Annotated in this window: 19 protein-coding genes; 10 read left to right on the forward strand and 9 right to left on the reverse strand. The window is 69.8% G+C overall.

What is annotated here, in order from left to right:
* The first annotated feature begins 47 nt into the window (after positions 1-47).
* On the forward strand, positions 48-899 hold the full coding sequence (locus B0293_RS08525; RefSeq protein ID WP_005149819.1) for an oxygenase MpaB family protein: 852 nt from the start codon (positions 48-50) through the stop codon (positions 897-899).
* Here B0293_RS08525 and B0293_RS08530 read toward each other — a convergent pair whose 3' ends face one another.
* Together B0293_RS08530 and B0293_RS08535 are read right to left on the reverse strand one after the other, a co-directional pair.
* On the reverse strand, positions 900-2,117 hold the full coding sequence (locus tag B0293_RS08530; RefSeq protein ID WP_005149817.1) for an alpha/beta hydrolase: 1,218 nt from the start codon (positions 2,115-2,117) through the stop codon (positions 900-902). It lies immediately after the preceding gene.
* Between the two features lie 136 nt (positions 2,118-2,253).
* Entirely contained in the window at positions 2,254-3,201 is a 948-nt protein-coding gene (locus B0293_RS08535; protein WP_005149814.1) for an alpha/beta hydrolase, read from the reverse strand.
* Positions 3,202-3,356: 155 nt separating this feature from the next.
* Here B0293_RS08535 and B0293_RS08540 point away from each other — a divergent pair, with 155 nt between their 5' ends.
* The 5 genes from B0293_RS08540 to B0293_RS08560 all read left to right on the forward strand — a co-directional run bounded on the left by B0293_RS08540 (position 3,357) and on the right by B0293_RS08560 (position 8,386).
* On the forward strand, positions 3,357-3,824 hold the full coding sequence (locus tag B0293_RS08540; RefSeq protein WP_005149813.1) for a MarR family winged helix-turn-helix transcriptional regulator: 468 nt from the start codon (positions 3,357-3,359) through the stop codon (positions 3,822-3,824).
* A 27-nt stretch (positions 3,825-3,851) separates the two neighbouring features.
* Positions 3,852-4,700, forward strand: a complete 849-nt coding sequence (locus B0293_RS08545; protein ID WP_005149812.1) for an SAM-dependent methyltransferase — start codon at positions 3,852-3,854, stop codon at positions 4,698-4,700.
* A gap of 118 nt (positions 4,701-4,818) precedes the next feature.
* Entirely contained in the window at positions 4,819-5,355 is a 537-nt protein-coding gene (locus B0293_RS08550; RefSeq protein ID WP_039914948.1) for a PadR family transcriptional regulator, read from the forward strand.
* Positions 5,356-5,365: 10 nt separating this feature from the next.
* Positions 5,366-7,384, forward strand: coding sequence for an NADPH-dependent 2,4-dienoyl-CoA reductase (locus B0293_RS08555; RefSeq protein WP_005149810.1), 2,019 nt, complete (start codon positions 5,366-5,368; stop codon positions 7,382-7,384).
* A gap of 48 nt (positions 7,385-7,432) precedes the next feature.
* Complete coding sequence (locus B0293_RS08560) at positions 7,433-8,386, forward strand: prephenate dehydrogenase (RefSeq protein ID WP_039914945.1); 954 nt, start codon at positions 7,433-7,435, stop codon at positions 8,384-8,386.
* A gap of 71 nt (positions 8,387-8,457) precedes the next feature.
* Here B0293_RS08560 and B0293_RS08565 read toward each other — a convergent pair whose 3' ends face one another.
* From B0293_RS08565 to B0293_RS08580, 4 genes are all read right to left on the reverse strand, one after another.
* On the reverse strand, positions 8,458-8,691 hold the full coding sequence (locus B0293_RS08565; protein ID WP_005149808.1) for an antitoxin: 234 nt from the start codon (positions 8,689-8,691) through the stop codon (positions 8,458-8,460).
* Positions 8,692-8,753: 62 nt separating this feature from the next.
* Positions 8,754-9,686 carry a TauD/TfdA dioxygenase family protein gene (locus B0293_RS08570; protein WP_005149807.1) on the reverse strand — a complete coding sequence of 311 codons (933 nt, stop codon included), beginning with the start codon at positions 9,684-9,686 and terminating at the stop codon, positions 8,754-8,756.
* Positions 9,687-9,890: 204 nt separating this feature from the next.
* Positions 9,891-10,229, reverse strand: a complete 339-nt coding sequence (locus B0293_RS08575; RefSeq protein ID WP_005149806.1) for a hypothetical protein — start codon at positions 10,227-10,229, stop codon at positions 9,891-9,893.
* Positions 10,230-10,413: 184 nt separating this feature from the next.
* On the reverse strand, positions 10,414-10,848 hold the full coding sequence (locus B0293_RS08580) for an ArsI/CadI family heavy metal resistance metalloenzyme (protein ID WP_005149803.1): 435 nt from the start codon (positions 10,846-10,848) through the stop codon (positions 10,414-10,416).
* A gap of 84 nt (positions 10,849-10,932) precedes the next feature.
* On the opposite strand from B0293_RS08580, the gene B0293_RS08585 reads away from it, so the two are divergent.
* From B0293_RS08585 to B0293_RS08600, 4 genes are read left to right on the forward strand one after another with little or no spacing between them, the layout of a single operon-like run.
* Entirely contained in the window at positions 10,933-11,295 is a 363-nt protein-coding gene (locus B0293_RS08585; RefSeq protein WP_005149801.1) for an ArsR/SmtB family transcription factor, read from the forward strand.
* On the forward strand, positions 11,292-12,365 hold the full coding sequence (arsB, locus tag B0293_RS08590; RefSeq protein WP_039914942.1) for an ACR3 family arsenite efflux transporter: 1,074 nt from the start codon (positions 11,292-11,294) through the stop codon (positions 12,363-12,365). The genes B0293_RS08585 and arsB overlap by 4 nt, the downstream gene beginning before the upstream one ends.
* On the forward strand, positions 12,362-12,760 hold the full coding sequence (locus tag B0293_RS08595) for an arsenate reductase ArsC (protein ID WP_005149800.1): 399 nt from the start codon (positions 12,362-12,364) through the stop codon (positions 12,758-12,760). The genes arsB and B0293_RS08595 overlap by 4 nt, the downstream gene beginning before the upstream one ends.
* 47 nt (positions 12,761-12,807) lie before the next feature.
* On the forward strand, positions 12,808-13,287 hold the full coding sequence (locus tag B0293_RS08600) for a GNAT family N-acetyltransferase (RefSeq protein WP_005149797.1): 480 nt from the start codon (positions 12,808-12,810) through the stop codon (positions 13,285-13,287).
* Between the two features lie 65 nt (positions 13,288-13,352).
* Here B0293_RS08600 and B0293_RS08605 read toward each other — a convergent pair whose 3' ends face one another.
* Genes B0293_RS08605 through B0293_RS08615 form a run of 3 tightly spaced genes read right to left on the reverse strand, consistent with a single transcriptional unit; the run spans position 13,353 to position 17,021 of the window.
* Positions 13,353-14,345: a HEAT repeat domain-containing protein gene (locus tag B0293_RS08605; RefSeq protein ID WP_005149795.1), complete on the reverse strand. Its 993-nt coding sequence runs from the start codon at positions 14,343-14,345 to the stop codon at positions 13,353-13,355.
* Positions 14,332-15,018: a HEAT repeat domain-containing protein gene (locus B0293_RS08610; RefSeq protein WP_005149793.1), complete on the reverse strand. Its 687-nt coding sequence runs from the start codon at positions 15,016-15,018 to the stop codon at positions 14,332-14,334. Before B0293_RS08610 ends, B0293_RS08605 begins: the two co-directional genes overlap by 14 nt.
* 38 nt (positions 15,019-15,056) lie before the next feature.
* Entirely contained in the window at positions 15,057-17,021 is a 1,965-nt protein-coding gene (locus B0293_RS08615) for an FUSC family protein (RefSeq protein ID WP_005149790.1), read from the reverse strand.
* Positions 17,022-17,055 lie beyond the last annotated feature (34 nt).

The following is a 17,055-nucleotide window of genomic DNA, read 5'->3' on the forward strand; positions in this document are numbered from 1 at the left end:
AAACAAGGTGGGACAGTGGCCTCACGCCGCTCTTCCGGGAGGTCGTCATGAGCACCGAAGCCCGTCTGCCCGCCGTGACCCCGCTCGGGCCGGATTCCGTTGCCTGGCAAGTGGTCGGCGACCGGAGACTGCTGCTCGGCGCGGGTACCGCGTTGCTGCTGCAGGTCGCGCATCCGGTGATCGGCGCGGGCGTCCACGACCATTCGAACTACACCGAAGACCCGTGGGGCCGTCTCGACCGGACCATCGATTCCTTGCTGTCACAGGTTTTCGGCGGCCCGGAGGCGATCGCGGAGGCCGAGCGGCTCCGCGAGATGCACAAGGCGATCAAGGGCGTCGACCATCACGGCGAGCGCTATCACGCGCTGAATCCCGAAGCCTATTGGTGGGTGCACGGCTCGACGTTCTGGGCGACCGTCCGCATGCACGACGTCTTCGTACATCCCTTGTCCCGCGAGGAAAAGCGCCGCTTCTACGCGGAATGGCGACGCCTCGGCCTGATCCTCGGCCTCCGCGAGCACCACATGCCGGAAGACCTCGAAGGATTCGAGGCGTACTTCGACGACGTCGTCGCGAACCGGCTCGAAGACAACCACACGGTGCGGGAGCTGCTCGACTCGATCACCATGCGCGACACCCCGCCGCCACCGTGGTGGTTCCTGCCGGAAGCCTGGTGGCGCCCCGTCCGGCCGGCGGGCGGGAACGTGCTGACCCTGTGCGCGACCGGCTTGCTGCCGACAGCCCTCCGCGACCGTTTGAGTCTCAAGTGGACGGACGCCGACGAGCGTCGTCTCCGGCGGCTGGGCACGGTCACGAGGGCGGCCGGGAACCGGGTTCCCGACCGGCTTCGCTTGTACCCCAAGGCGTACCGCGCCAAGCGCGGCCAGGAAAGGACCTAGCTACTCGACGACGTCGACCAGCGCGCCCTTGGCTCCGGTGTTGGGCAGGGGCCACGGGGTGACCCCGCCGTTGGAGACGATCTTCTTGTCCTGCGGCGCGCACGGCGCCACCGTCCGCGCGCCGATCCACGCCAGCACGTCGGGGACCTGCGCCTTGAAGGTGTTCATGTTGTGCCCGGCGTCCGGGATCCGCCACGACGAGAACGTCGCGGGCGCGCGGACGGCCGACTGGATCTGGTCGATCGAGAAGCTTTCGAAGCTCTCCTTCTCCCCGGCGATCGCGAGGATGTCGACCGGCGAGGGGTGCTTCTGCAGGTTCAGCGAGACCGTGTTCGCGTCGACGATGTCCTGCCTGCCCTTGAACAGGTTCTCCGTCTCCGCGTCCACCGAAGCCTTGTAGTAGCCGCTGACACTGGCCGCCTGGCCGTACCACTGCGGGTGCCGGGTCACCAGGTTCATCGCGCAATATCCGCCCGAAGACCAGCCCGCCATCGTCCACGCCTTCCGCTGCGGGTTGGCGCCGAGTTTCTCGATCGCCCAGTCGCGGATGTCGGCGGTCAGGTAGGTGTCGTTGGCGGTCCCGTTGACCTCGTCGATGCACTCGGTGTCGTGCCCGATCTTCGGCTTGCCCGTCGGGTCCGGGATGATCACCAGGGTCGGCGGGAGCACGTGCTTCGCGATGGCCGCGTCGAGTTTGGCGGGCAGCTCGTAGGGGCCGGTGACCACTTCGGGGCCGGACGGGTAGTTCGGGATCCATTCGATGACCGGGAACTTGAGCGACCGGTACGCCGGGTCGTAGTACTGGGGCGGGAAGTACACCGTGACGTCGCGGGTGAGGCCGGTGCGCTTGCCCGACACCGTCATGTGCACGACGGAGCCCTTGCCCTCCTTGGCCCGCATCGCCCCGGCGTCACGCAGCTTGTCGAGGTCCGAACCGTTCTCCCCTGCGACGGCGTTGACGTTCTCCCCGGAGTAGACCCCGGTGCCGAACAGGGCGCCGACCGTCGGGAAGAACCCGCCGATCATGTTCCCGCCCATCCCGGTGCTGACCACGATCAGCACCACCGCGACGAGGATCGTGCTGCTGCGGCCCAGCAGCTTGCGGCGCCAGCGCTCCCAGAAGAACGGCACGGCGACGATCGCGAGCAGCGCCAGCACCACGACGATGACGAGGTTCAGCGTGGAATCGAGCCGGATGGCACTCAGTCCCAGTCCCATGGCGATCGTTGTCCTCCCCGGCCGCGGCACGCCCCCGCACCGCACTTCCCACATCTGGATCAAGAGACGTGCGACCACCGGGAAGTGTTGTCCGGGGTGATGCGTGTCACCCTGGACAAACCGTGTTCCCGGCTACTCAGCCCGCGAGGGCGGCGCGCAGCACCCCGACCGCCTGCTTTATCGCCGCGTCCGCGGCGTGCGTTTCGCGCAGCGTGTTGAGCATGACGAAGTCGTGGACGACGCCCTGGTACCGCACGGCCGTCACCGGGACCCCGGCCTGACGCAGCTTCGCGGCGTACGCCTCGCCCTCGTCGCGCAGGACGTCGGCTTCGGCGGTGATCACCAGCGCGGGCGGCAGGCCCGCGAGCTCGTCGAGGCTCGCCCGCAGCGGCGACGCGGTGATCTCCGCGCGCTGCGCCGGGTCGGTCGTGTACTGGTCCCAGAACCACTTCATGCCGTCGAGGGCGAGGAAGTAGCCCTCGACGAACCGCCGGTAGGACTCGGTGTCGAAGTTCGCGTCGGTGACCGGGTAGAAGAGCACCTGCTGGCGGAAGGTGACGTCGCCGCGCTGCTTCGCGAGCAGGGTGAGCGCGGCGGTCATGTTCCCGCCGACGGAGTCACCGGCGATGGCGATCCGCGTGCTGTCGAGCCCGTTCTCGGCGCCGTGCTCGGCGACCCACTTCGCGACCGCGTAGTTCTGCTCGATGGCGACCGGGTAGCGCGCCTCCGGGGAGCGGTCGTACTCGGGGAAGACGACGGCCGCGCCCGCGCCGACGGCGAGCTCGCGGACCAGGCGCTCGTGGGTGTGGAAGTTCCCGAAGACCCAGCCGGCGCCGTGGATGTAGACGATCACGGGCAGCGGACCGGCCACCCCCTGCGGCCGGACGATGCGGACCTCGACGCCGTCGACGTGCGTGGTCTCGACGTCCGCGGCGGGCAGTTCGACGTCGCCGCCCTGGACCTCGTCGACGGCCTTGCGGCCCTCGTCCGGCGGCAACTGGAAGAGGAACGGCGGGGTGGCGGTGGCCTCGACGAAGGCCTGGGCGGCCGGTTCGAGGGCCAAGTCGTGCGGGTTGGCGGTCATTTCTGCCTCCTGGGTGCCGAAGTCGATGAACTGAAGATAGCTCGCAACTCAGTTGTGCACAACTAAAATGCACACGAGGAGATTTACCCCACTCAAGTGGCGCCGTGGGGCATCATCGACAGTGGAGAGCGCGTTGGGCGAGCGAAGGAGGGCTTATGCCATCGAACGAAACCGCGTCGCTGTGCCTGGACGATCAGCTGTGCTTCGGGCTCTACGCGGCATCGCGGGCCGTGACCGCGCTTTACCGGGTGGTACTCGACGATCTGGGCCTGACCTATCCGCAGTACCTGGTGATGCTCGCGCTCTGGGAGGAGGACGAGCGGCTGGTCAAGGAGCTCGGCACCGTGCTGAACCTCGATTCCGGCACGCTGTCGCCCCTGCTCAAACGCTTGGAGAAGGCCGGACTGATCCGGCGCGACCGGCAGGCCGACGACGAGCGTTCCGTGCGCGTCAGCCTGACCGAGGACGGCGCCCGGCTCCGGGACCGCGCGAGCGGGATCCCGAAGATCATCGGTGACGCGATGGGCCTCGACGCGGCCGGGCTCGCCCGCACCCGCGTGGAGCTCGATCGCCTGACCGAATCCGTGAACGCCTACCGCCAGGCCTACGTACCGGCCGGTTAGCATGGGATTTCCGGCGCGGACAAAGGGATGACGATGATCGATCACGACGCGGCGCTCAAGGCCGTCGAGAACAGCTTGGACCGGCCGTCCGCGGCCCGGGTCTACGACTACTTCATCGGCGGCGACACCCACTACGCCATCGACCGCCTCTTCGCCGAGAAGGTACGCCAGCGCCTGCCGCTCATGGGCGACTACTGCAAGACCAGCAGGCAGTTCCTCGGCCGCGCCGTGCGGCACTGCGCGGAACTGGGCATCCGGCAGTTCGTCGACATCGGCTCCGGCCTGCCGACGGCGGGCAACGTGCACGAGGTCGCCGACGCGGCGCGGCCGCAGGAGGACACGCACGTCCTCTACATCGACAACGAGCCGATCGCGCTCGCGCATTCGACGCTGCTGCTCGCCGACACCGCCGACCCGGACCGGCACCACGCGATCGCCGCGGACCTGTTCGACCCCGAGGACCTCTGGGAACGGGTGATCGACTCCGGCATCATCGACGTCGAAGAGCCCATCGCGCTGGTCGTCAACGCGGTCATGCACTTCATCAAGGACGAGCAGGACCCGGACGCGCTGCTGGCCTTCTACCGCGACCGGCTCGCGCCGGGGTCGCTGCTGGTGCTCTCGCAGATGACCAACGAGAACCCGGCCAGCGAAGAGGAGAAGCAGGCGCTGCTCGACATCCTCGAGTACTACGAGACCACGACGAACCCCGGTTTCCTGCGCACGATGGACGAGTTCCGCCGGTTCTTCGGCGGCTGGCCGCTGCTGGAGCCGGGCCTGGTCTACGCGCCGGCGTGGCACCCAGACGAGAGGACGGTCTTCGCCGCCGCGCCCTCGGAGTCCCGCGTCATCGGCGGTATCGCCAGGAAGCCGTAATAGCCCCAGAAGTACATGAAGGCCCCCTTCCTTGCGCCTAGGTACAGGAAGGGGGCCTTCATGTACTTGTGACGCGCGTCGCCTTGCAGTGCAACTGGGTGCATATGAAACTAGGTGCATGGCATTGGAGCACGCGATCCTGGTCTCCCTGTCCGAGCGGTCCGGCTCGGGCTACGAGCTGACGCGCCGCTTCGAGAAGTCCATCGGGCTGTGGTGGAACGCCACCCACCAGCAGATCTACCGCGTCCTCAAGCGGATGGAGGACGCGGGCTGGGTCGCCGTCGACCACGTCGCGCAGTCCGGGAAACCCGACAAGAAGGTCTACACCGTCGGCGACACGGGCCGGGCCGAACTCGCCCGCTGGCTCGCCGAACCCGATCCCGCGGCCACGGCCCGGGAACTCGCCGTCAAGATCCGCGGCGCGACACTCGGCGAACCCGGTGTCGTCGCCGCCGAGATCACCCGGCATCGCGACGCGCACGCGGCCCGCCTCGACGCCTACCTGCTGATCGAGAAGCGCGACTTCCCCGACCCCAGCGTCCTCAGTGGACAGTCGCTGCATCAGTTCCTCGTGCTGCGCGGAGGAATCCGAACAGAACAGGGCCACGTCGAGTGGCTCGAGGAAGTCCTCCAGGCATTCCACCACGATGCGTAAGGACCCTGCGATGAGCCAGTACCCGAACCTGCTTTCCCCACTCGACCTCGGCTTCACCACCCTGCGCAACCGGGTGATCATGGGCTCGATGCACACCGGTCTCGAAGACAAGGAAGCGCATTTCCCGCAACTGGCCGAGTATTACGCCGAACGCGCCCGCGGTGGCGTCGGGCTGATCGTCACCGGCGGGTTCGCGCCGAACCGGACCGGCTGGCTCCTGCCGCTGGCGTCGAAGCTCTCGACGCGCGCGGAAGCCGAGGCGCACAAGCGGCTCACCGCTCCGGTGCACGAGGCCGGCGGCAAGATCGCGCTGCAGATCCTGCACGCGGGCCGGTATTCCTACCATCCGCTGAGCGTTTCGGCGTCGGGGATCAAGGCGCCGATCAACCCCTTCAAACCGCGGGCGCTGTCCGGGTACGGCGTGCTGCGACAGATCCGCGCGTTCGCCGATTGCGCCTTCCTGGCCAAGGAAGCGGGCTACGACGGCGTCGAGATCATGGGCTCCGAGGGCTACTTCATCAACCAGTTCCTCGCCGAGCGGACCAACAAACGCACCGACAAATGGGGCGGCAGTGCGGAGAACCGGCGCCGGATCGCCGTCGAGATCGTGCGCCGCACCCGGGAAGCGGTCGGCGAGGACTTCATCATCATCTATCGACTGTCCATGTTGGACCTCGTCGAAGGCGGCCAGCGCTGGGAGGACGTCGTCGCGCTGGCCAAGGAGGTCGAAGAGGCGGGCGCGACGATCATCAACACCGGTATCGGCTGGCACGAGGCCAGGGTGCCGACGATCGTGACGTCGGTGCCGCGCGCGGCCTTCACCTGGGTGACCGGGAAGCTCAAACCGCACGTCGGGATCCCGGTGGTCACGTCGAACCGGATCAACATGCCCGAGGTCGCCGAGCAGGCGCTGGCCGGCGGCGACGCGGATCTGGTGTCGATGGCGCGGCCGTTCCTCGCCGACCCGGAGTGGATCCGCAAGGCCGAGACCGGGCGCGAGGACGAGATCAACACCTGCATCGCCTGCAACCAGGCCTGCCTCGACCACGCGTTCAAGCGGAAACTGGTGTCCTGCATGGTGAATCCGCGTGCGGGCCACGAGACCACCTTGACCCTGTCGCCCACGCGGAAGACCAAACGCGTCGCCGTCGTCGGTGCGGGTCCCGCCGGGCTCGCGGCCGCGACCGGCCTCGCGGAGCGCGGGCACACCGTCGAGTTGTTCGAGGCGGACGACGAGATCGGCGGCCAGTTCGGGATCGCGCGGAAGATCCCGGGCAAGGAGGAGTTCGCGGAGACCATCCGGTACTACGCGCGACGGCTGGAGGCCACCGGGGTCAAGGTCCACCTCGGCACCCGCGCGACCGCCGAAAGCCTCGCCGACGCGGGGTTCGACGAGGTCGTGCTGGCCACCGGCGTGGCGCCGCGGGTGCCGTCGCTCCCGGGCATCGACCATCCCAAGGTGCTGTCCTATGTGGACGTCGTCCGGCACGGGAAACCGGTGGGCGGCAAGGTCGCCGTGATCGGCGCGGGCGGGATCGGCGTGGACGTCAGCGAGTTCCTGACGCATACCACCTCCCCCGCGCTCGACCTGGACGCGTGGATGGCCGAATGGGGCGTCACCGATCCCGAGCGGGCGGCGGGCGGGCTGACCGAGCGGAAGGTCGAGCCGTCACCCCGGCAGGTCTTCCTGCTGCAGCGCAAGAAGTCCGGTATCGGCGCGGGGCTGGGCAAGACCAGTGGCTGGGTGCACCGGGCCGCGCTGAAGGCCAAGCGCGTCGAGCAGCTCACCGGGGTCACCTACGACCGGATCGACGACGACGGCCTGCACATCACCGTCGGTGACAAGCCGCGTGTGCTCGATGTGGACACCGTCGTCGTCTGCGCGGGTCAGGAGCCGGTGCGCGACCTCGCCGACGGCCTGCGGGCGGCCGGGGTGGCGGTGCATCTGATCGGCGGCGCCGACGTCGCGGCCGAACTGGACGCCAAACGGGCCATCGATCAGGGAACCCGCCTCGCCGCCGTTCTCTGACGAGTGGCGCCCGAGATGGCAGGATGAACCCTTGTGCGGGACGTATGCGTGATCGGGCTCGGGTTGATCGGCGGTTCGCTGCTGCGCGCGGCGCATTCGATCGGCCGCACCACGTTCGGGGCGACGACCTCCGAAGCGGACGCGGACGCCGCCAGCAGAGCGGGTTTCGACGTGACGACGCAGGTCGAAGCGGCGCTGAGCAAGGCGGCGGAGCGGGACGCGATGATCGTGCTCGCGGTGCCGCTGCCCGCGGTCGAAGAGGTGCTCCGCACCGTTTCGCGGGTGGCCGGGCACTGCGTGCTCACCGACGTCACCAGCGTGAAGGGCCCGGTGCTCGACACCGTCCGGCGGCGTGCGCCGTACGCGAAGTTCGTCGGCGGGCATCCGATGGCCGGGACCGCGGAGTCCGGCTGGAAGGCGAGCAACCCGGCGCTGTTCGGCGGCGCCGCGTGGGTGCTGGGCGTCGAGCACGACACGGATCTGACGGCGTGGGCCGAGGTCGCTCAGCTGGTGCTGGACGTCGGCGCACACGTCGTCCCGCTGCCCGCGGACTCGCACGACGAGACGGTCGCGCGGATCTCGCATCTGCCGCACATCTTCGCGGCCATCCTGGCCACGATCGGCGCGCAGGGCGGGCCGCTGGCGATGTCGCTGGCCGCCGGGTCCTACACGGACGGCACGCGGGTGGCCGGGTCGAGCCCGGCGCTGGTGCGGGCGATGACCGAGGGCAACCGGGAAGCGCTGCTGCCGATCGTCGACGAGGCGCTCGGACGGCTGGGTGCCGCGCGGGGTTCGCTGGCTTCGACGGGCGGGCTGGCGGTGACGGTCAACGCCGGTCACGAGGGCGCGCAAGCGTTTGCGGCCAGTAAGGACGCGGAACGCGCGGGGGTTCGGGTCAGTCTCGTGGCCCCGGACGCGCGGGACGGCCTGATCGCGCTCGGCGAGCGCGGTGGCCGGATCACGGCGATCGACGGCGACACCGCGATCGGCGAGGTCTCCTAGCGCGTTTCGTCCTCTCGTTGCGGTAGTTGCACGCGCAACTACCGCATTCAGAGGACGAAACGCGGGGGGGGTTACTGGCCCTGGGGCGGCTGCTGCTGGTTCTGCTGCGGGGTGTCGGGGGTGTCGTCGAACTTGTTGAGGAAGTCCTTCGCCTTGTCGACCCCGGAGTCGATCTGGGAGTCGTGTCCGGAGAACTTCGACTTGGCGAAGTCCGCCGCCTTGTCCAGGCCGCCTTCGATCTTGTCGTTGTGCTCGCGGAGAGCGTCGGTGGCCTTGTTCTTCAATTCATCGAAGTTGATGCCCATGCCCCAATCGTCACACAGGTCCCGGTGAACCCGCCTCGACGATCACCCGTCATGGGGACGCCTCAGAACGGCCGGTCGCCGACGATGGCGACACGCTCGGCCACCCGCGCGTACGGGTGGTAGTCGTTGACCGCGTAGTGCTGCGTGGCGCGGTTGTCCCAGAAGGCCACCGAACCGGGCCGCCAGGCGAAGCGCACCTGGAACTCCGGGACATGCGCCCGGCTGAACAGGTACCTCAGGAGCCTGTCGCTCTCGTCGCGGTCGATGCCGGCGATGTGGGTCGTGAAGGCCTGGTTCACGAAGAGGGTGCGCCGCCCGGTCTCCGGATGCGTGCGGACGACCGGGTGCTCGACCGGCGGGAAGGCGTCCTGGTGGCGCAGCAGCAGTTCCGGGTCGGAGAAGCGGGCGAAGCCGGGGATGAAGTCGTGCACCGCGGTCAGTCCGTCGATGCGTGCACGGACGTCTTCCGGCAGGTTGTCGTAGGCGGCGGCCATGTCGGCCCACATCGTGTCGCCGCCGATCGGCGGGACCTCGATCAGCCGCAGGACCGAGCCGAGCGCCGGCGCGGGCCGGAACGTGACGTCCACGTGCCAGATGTTCTCGAACCCGGGCATGGTCGCCGACCTGGTGAACCGGGTGGTGTCCTCGGTCTCTCCCCGGGGGATGAAGGGGTTCGTCTCCAGCTCGCCCCAGTTGGCGGCGAAGGCGCGCTGGTGCGCCGAAGTGATGTCCTGGTCGCGGAAGAACAGCACCTTCCACTCCAGCAACGCGCGGTTCAGCTCCGCGTGCAGGGCGGGCGTCAGGGGCCGGGCGAGGTCGACGCCGTCGATCTCGGCTCCGATCACCCGTCCCAGCGGGCGCAGCGTGAAAAGCTCGTAAGGACGTTCTTCGACGCCCTCCGGCAGGCGCCGCAGCACGCGAGGTCCTTCGAGGATCCCACCGTCGGGGACGGTCGCGGGGCGGAGGCGGACACGGTCGGGCAGTTCGATGGACATACGTGCTCCCTGGGTTTCACCGTCGGATGGCTTGGCGAGGCGGGGAGCTACGCGGGCGGCGAGCCCAGACGTCCACGGCGCAGGAGCAGTGCGGCGACACCTTCGCTCGCCGAGCGGGTCGGCGAGGACTTCAGGATGGCGGACACCTCTTCATGGTGGCGCCGGGACGAGAACGGGGGCAACCTCGTCCACGGGACGGGATATTCACCGCCGCCGCTCGTAGGGATAGCTTCCCGACCAGGTGTTCCGCTCCTCGCGTGGCCGCAACGCCTCGGCGAGCACCCACTGCGAATGCGTCGTGCCGCCCTGGCCGACCGGGCCGAGCTGGAAGGTCACCCAGCCGACCCAGTGCGCCGTCGTCGTCGCCCGCCACATCCCCAGCAGCCCGGGGACGGTGCCGGTCAGGTCCAGGCCGTCGGGGAGACGGGTCTTCGAGGCGCTGACGGGGTAGACCAGCTTGAGGTCGACCCAGACGGGTTGATGGGGCCGGACCATGTGCAGGTGACGCGGCCCCGGCGGCAGCGTGTCACCAGTGTCGAGCATGCGTCGATTATGCGTGATAACTCGAACATGAGTTCGAGACCATGCTCACCCTCCCCCATCCGGGTGGGTGGTCAATTGTGACGAGAGACGATAGCCGGCATCTCCCAGCGATAGTTGACATGACAACGGCGGGCTGACCCCGCGCCGGAGCGGATAGCTTCGCGACCACCCGCTCCGGTACGGGTCACGAGCAGCAGCCCGCCGACTGGGTGGCCTTGTCGGCCTGCGCGGCGCCGTCGGTGCCGAAGGTCTGGGAGTCGGCCTTGACGGTGTAGACCTCCCAGGGTTCCTGGCCGGGGCCGTGGACCCAGACCTTGTCCTGGACGGCGTAGCAGCAGGTGGTGTCGTCCTCGGTCAGGGTCTCGAGCCCTTCGCCGGTGAGACGCTTGCTGGCCTCGGAAACCTGGTCGGTGGACTCGACTTCGACGCCTAGGTGGTCCATGACCGTGGCCTGGCCAGGCTCGCCTTCCAGGAGCACGAGCTTGAGCGCGGGTTCGGCGATGGCGAAGTTGGCGTAGCCGGGGCGGAGTTTGGCCGGTTCGGCGCCGAAGAGCTTCGAGTAGAAGTCGATCGAGCCTTCGAGGTCTCCGACCCGCAGTGCGAGCTGTACCCGTGACATCCCATCCTCCTTGGATAGACGTTCATCGAAACAGTGGATGCGACCTAGATTGGCTTCTACTTAGAAGTCTGTCAAGATAGATGGATGCCGAAACAGCTGCCGATCGTCGCGATGGACGCCTGCTGCTCACCGCTGGCCCGCGAACCGCTGACCGGGGCCCAGGCCGTCGAGCTGGCCACGCTGTTCAAGGCGATGGCCGACCCCGTCCGGCTGCGGCTGCTGTCGCTGATCGCCTCCCACGACGGCGGCGAGGCGTGCGTGTGCGACCTGACCGACGCGTTCGACCTGACCGGCCCGACCATCTCCCACCACCTCAAGGTGCTGCGTGAGTCGGGGCTGATCACCGGGCAGCGGCGCGGGACCTGGGTCTACTACCGCGTCCACCCCGAGGTGCTGGCCCGCCTGTCGGCTGTGCTCGTCCCGGGCGACGCCACGGTCCCGGCATGATCGACCGGCAGACCGGGGTGGCCGGGAAGCTGTCCACCCTGGACCGGTTCCTGCCCGTGTGGATCGCGGCCGCGATGGTCGCCGGACTCCTCGCGGGCCGCTGGATCCCCGGCCTGAACACCCTGCTGTCCGCGGTGGCCGTGGACGGGATCTCGCTGCCGATCGCGCTCGGGCTGCTGGTGATGATGTACCCGGTCCTGGCGAAGGTCCGCTACGACCGGCTCGGCACGGTCACCGGCGACCGGCGGCTGCTGTGGCCGTCGCTGGTGCTGAACTGGCTGATCGGCCCGGCGCTGATGTTCGCGCTGGCGTGGCTGCTGCTGCCCGACCTCCCAGAGTACCGGACCGGGCTGATCATCGTCGGCCTCGCCCGCTGCATCGCCATGGTCATCATCTGGAACGACCTCGCCTGCGGCGACCGCGAAGCCGCCGCCGTGCTGGTCGCGCTGAACTCGGTGTTCCAGGTGATCGCGTTCGGCCTGCTCGGCTGGTTCTACCTGGCCGTCCTGCCCGGCTGGCTCGGCCTCCCGCAAGCCGACCTCGCGGTGTCCGGCTGGCAGATCGCGAAAAGCGTGCTGATCTTCCTCGGCATCCCGCTCCTCGCGGGCTACCTGACCCGCCGGTTCGGCGAACGCGCGAAAGGCCGCACCTGGTACGAAACCCGGTTCCTGCCGAAAATCGGCCCGGCCGCGCTCTACGGGCTGCTGTTCACCATCGTGGTTCTCTTCGCCCTGCAAGGAGAACAGATCACCGCCCGCCCGCTGGACGTCGTCCGGATCGCGGTACCGCTGCTGATCTACTTCGGACTGATGTGGGCCGGCTCCTACGCCTTCGGCCGCGCCGTCGGCCTCTCCTACGAACGCACCACGACCCTGGCGTTCACCGCCGCGGGCAACAACTTCGAACTCGCCATCGCCGTCGCCATCGCCACGTTCGGCGCGACCAGCGGGCAAGCGCTCGCCGGTGTCGTCGGGCCGCTGATCGAAGTCCCCGTCCTCGTCGCGCTCGTCTACGTCTCCCTGGCGCTGCGCCCCCGCTTCTCCCCCGCCCGTGTGGAGGCCACCTCGTGAACACCCCCGAAGTCCTGTTCGTCTGCGTCCACAACGCCGGACGCTCCCAGATGGCCGCCGCGCTGCTGCACCATCACGCCGCCGGGCGCGTCGCCGTCCGATCCGCAGGATCCGCCCCCGCGAACGAGGTCAACCCCGCCGTCGTCGCGGTCATGTCCGAACTCGGCATCGACGTCTCCCGCGAATTCCCGAAAAGCCTCACCACCGACGCGGTCGAGGCCGCCGACGTCGTCATCACCATGGGCTGCGGCGACGCCTGCCCGATCTTCCCCGGCAAGCGCTACCTCGACTGGAAAGTCGACGACCCCGCAGGCCGACCCGCTGAGCAGATCCGCCCCATCCGCGACGAGATCGACCGCCGCGTCCGCGCCCTGCTCGCCGAACTGATCGCCTGATGACGCCGAACGCAGACGTCGTCCGTCCCTCGGTTCGTCTTGCGCCGATGACCACGGACCACGCCGACCAAGTTCTGGCGATCCACCAGGCCGGACTCGACACCGGGGACGCCGCCTTCGAGACCACCGCACCCGACTGGCCGACCTGGGACACCATCCACCTCCCAGCGCACCGCCTGGTCGCACTCGACCCGGCAGGGACCGTGCTCGGCTGGACCGGTGTCAGTGCCGTGTCCGACCGCTGCGTCGACGCCGGAGTGGTCGAGCACGGCGTCTACGTCCACCCCGACACCCACGGCCACGGTATCGGCCGAGCATTGCTGACCGCGCTCGTCACCTCGACCGAAAACGCCGGGATCTGGACCATCCAAAGCGGGCTCTTCCCCGAAAACACCGCAAGCCGAGCCTTGCACCGCCGCGCCGGATTCCGGGAAATCGGGATCCGCGAGCGCGTCGGCCGCCACCACAACCGCTGGCGCGACGTCGTGATGATCGAACGCCGCAGCACGATCACCGGGACAGGCTAAGCGCACCACGCTGAAGCAATCCGGCACAACGCAACGCCAAGTTCCGCGCCAACCAGCGGCTGTCGTCATATCAAGGCTCCGGCGAGGGCCGAAGCCAGGCGGGCGACGGCGTGATCGTCGTCTTCGGCCAGGTTCCGCAGGGCGCCCCGCGCGAGGGCGGGCGGCATCTCGGCGAGGGCCTGGGTGAGACGGATCCGCGCCGCGGGTTCCGCGGTGGCGAGCTCGCCGGTCAGCTCGTTCATGATCCGGTCCGCGCATCCGGCGTCCCGGGCCAGGGCGCCGAGGACTTCGGCGGCCTCGACGTCGGTGGTGCCCTCGACCACCATGCGGACGAGGGCGGGCACGGCCACGGTCCGGCCGCGCGAACCGACGGCCAGCGCGGCGCGGGCGCGGACCGCCGGGTCCGGGTCGCCGAGTGCCTCCGTCAGTGCCGCGGTCGCCTCGTCACCGGGTATCCCGGCGAGCGCGTGGACGGCGCGCCGCCGGACGTCGACGTCCTCCGACCGCGCGCCGGACGCGAGGCTCGCCACTCCCTCGCCGCCCGCTCGCGCGAGGGCCCACCGCAGGGCTCCGGCGACGTTCGGATCGGTTTCGGCGAGGACCGCCCCGGCCAGCAGTTCGGTGGGCATCGGCACGTCCTCGGCCGGGGCGAGGACGGCCTGCTGCCGTCGCGCGGCGTGGGGCGAGTTGAGGCCGCGCAGGAGCTCGACGATGCGCAGGACCCCTTCCCAGCCGAAGGGCGCCGAGGCGTCGACAGCGCGAAGCCTGTCGAGCAGTTCCTGTTCCCGTTTCAGGCGTTCCTCGGTCCGCCGGATGAGGTCGCCGACCAGATCGGACGGTTCGAAGGCGGGATCCGCCATGGCGCGTCCGATCTGGCGCAGCGACAACCCGAGGGAGCGCAGGCTCTCCACGTGGAAGATCCGGCGGATGTCCTCGTCGGAGTACTCGCGGTAGCCGCCGACGGTGCGGCCCGTCGGCCGCACCAGCCCGAGGGCGTCGTAGTGCCGGAGCATCCGGCTGCTCACCCCCGAGCGGCGCGCCACCTCACCGATCAGCATCGTGTTCCCTCGTTCGTTCCGGGCCGAGCGCGGCGACCCGTTTCGCCTCGTCGACGGCCGGGTCGAAGTCGGCGTCCGGGTCGCGCAGGAGCCGCTCCGTGGCGCGGGCGTGCACGCGCACCTTCGGGTCGGTGCTCGCCATGCCCTCGCGCAGGGCGGGCTCGATCTCGTCGCCGAGCGCGACGAGCGCCCTGCTGAGACTCAGCCGCACCTTCCGGTCACCGCGCCCGAGTTGCGCGGCCAGGTCTCCGGCCAGCTCTTTCCGCTCCCCGTCGGGGACGAGGACGACGGCGGCACGCCACGCGCTCCGGGCGACCTCGTCGTCGGCGTCGTGCAGCAGCGACCGGGTGATCGCGGGCCACGTGGTGGCGTCCCCGATCTTGGACAGCGTGTGCAGCGCCTGGCTCCGGGCCTGGGCGATCTCCGAACCGAGCTCCACGAGAAGCGCCGGCACCGTGCTCTCCGACGGCAGGCGGGTCAACGCCCAGGTCAGCATGTCCCGGACGAAGAAGTCCGGCTCGATCGCGCACCGTGCCACGAGCGTGCCCGCGAATCCGGCGTCCGGGTGCGTCCCGGCCGCCAGCGCCGCCTGGAGCCGCGTCGACGAGCTTTCGGAGCTCAACGCGTCCAGCAGGCGCGTGTCCGTCCTTGGTGTCGTGTTGATGGGGATCACCTCCTGCCATCAGTGAAGACCTTGTCACGATGTCAAGGTCAAGCCCTGCGGTGATACGGCAGGAATCGCCGGACCAGCCGCAGCGGCGCGCGCTCGACGAGGTCGGGGCCGCGGACAGCGTCGAAGGCGGCGCCGATCTGGTCGACGACACCGGACAGTTGCTCGCTGTCGGGCATCGGCATCTCCGCCGGGTCGCGTTCCTCGCGGACGGCGGCCGCGAGTTCGCCGAGCGCGGCCGTGAGCAGGGCGATGTCGTCTTCGTCCGGTGCGGGGGCGCCGCGGCCGAGGGTGACGCCGACCTCGGTGACGGCGTCGGCGACGCGTTCGAGTCCGGCGATCACCGGCCACCAGGCGACGGCCTGCCGTCCGGCGGCGGAGGGTTCGACGACGACCTGCTGGAACGCGGTGCGCAGGTCGGCCAGTGCGCGGTAGGCGCGGCGACGGGCGCGTGAGCGTTCCAGCCGGGCTTCGCCGGACGGCGCGAGAACGAGGCCCTTGTCGACGTATTTCACCAGGCTGTCGAGGCTGTCGGCGAGCCGTCCGCCGACCTGCGGCCGTCGGCTGCCCGGCCAGAGCAGGTAGCCGAAGAGCAGGACGATCGCGCAGCCGAGCACGGTGTCGACGAGCCGGGCGAGCACGACGTTCCAGCTTCCGGTGCTGGCGAGGTCCATCTGCAGGATGATCAACGGCGTCACGAAGGCGCTGAGGATGCCGTAGTTGCGGACCTTGCCGACCGCGACGCCGCCCGCGAACACGGCGATCAGCAGGACCAGCAGCCAGCCTTCGCCGCCCGCGGCGAGCACGGCCGCGCCGATGCCCACGCCGATCACCGTGCCGATGCCGCGCAGGACGGCGCGGCCGAAGACCGAGCCGAAGTCCGGTTTGAGGACGATGCCGACGGTGAGGGTGATCCAGTAGGAGCGTTCGAACGGGACGAGCAGCGCGACGATTTCGGCGATCGCGACGCACAGCGTGAGGCGGAGCGCGGCGAACCAGGTGAGCGGGCCGGAGACGAGCGAGCCCACCCAGCCGCGGAGGCGTTTGTGCCATGGCTGGACCTCGCGCCGTTTCCGGTTGTCGCCCTTGGCTATGCGGGCGAGTCCGGCGTAGAGCGCGGCGAGGACCGGATCCGCGTCTTCGGGCGCTTCGGGAGGGTCCGGTGGTTCCTGGTTCGCGAGGACGGCGGCCGAGGTCGCGATGAAGTGGCCGATCACGTCGTCCGGGGCGCGGCGGCCGGCGTTGACCATCGCGACGGACGCCTCGACGGCGGGGGTGCTGGCCGACAGGAGGTTGAGCAGCTGGCGGTAGGTGGCGTCGCGGCCCGAAAGCCAGGAGCGCGCGGTGAGCAGCCGGTCGTACGCGGTGTTCATCGCGGTCGTGAGCTGGTGCCGCGCGACGCGGGAGGTGGCTTCGTCGGTCGCGGACAGCATCGCGGCGAGTTCGACGTAGACGTGGGCGACGGCGCCGCGTTCGGGGCTGGTGGCGCGGAAGGTCCAGGTGGCGAGCGCGATGAGCAGGCTCCAGGCGGCACCCACGCAGAAGTAGCCGAGGAGGATTTCGACGCGCAGGCCGGTGACGTGCTGGCCGGTGCCGAGCACACAGAAGACGAACATCTGGAGCCCGGCGACGGAGGCGTTGCTGCCCGCCGCGCTGATCAGCGCGGAGATCGCCGCGACCGCGACGACGACCGGGATGGAGGCGGCGGGGATGCCGCCGGTGATCAGCCCGGCGAAGTAGCCGACGGCGGCGGCCGCGGTGGCGCCGCCGAGCCGACGGGCGCGGTAGCGGTACGGGCCGGCGGACTCGGAGAGGACGGTGGGCAGGGCGCCGGTGGAGATGAGCGCGCCGACGCCGATGTCGCCGAGCGCGTAACCGACGGCCAGCGGCACGGCGAGCGCGAGGACGGCGCGGGCGACCATGTTCCACGGGATGGGAACCGGTGTGCTGCGCAGCAGCTGCACCAGCCAATGTGGTGCGGCGATCTCGCGGCGCGTCGTGCTCACGCCTCTATCTTGACTTATCCGTCGCGGCGGGAGC

The sequence above is a fragment of the Amycolatopsis azurea DSM 43854 genome (assembly GCF_001995215.1).
In the GTDB taxonomy this organism is placed as follows: Bacteria; Actinomycetota; Actinomycetes; order Mycobacteriales; family Pseudonocardiaceae; genus Amycolatopsis; species Amycolatopsis azurea.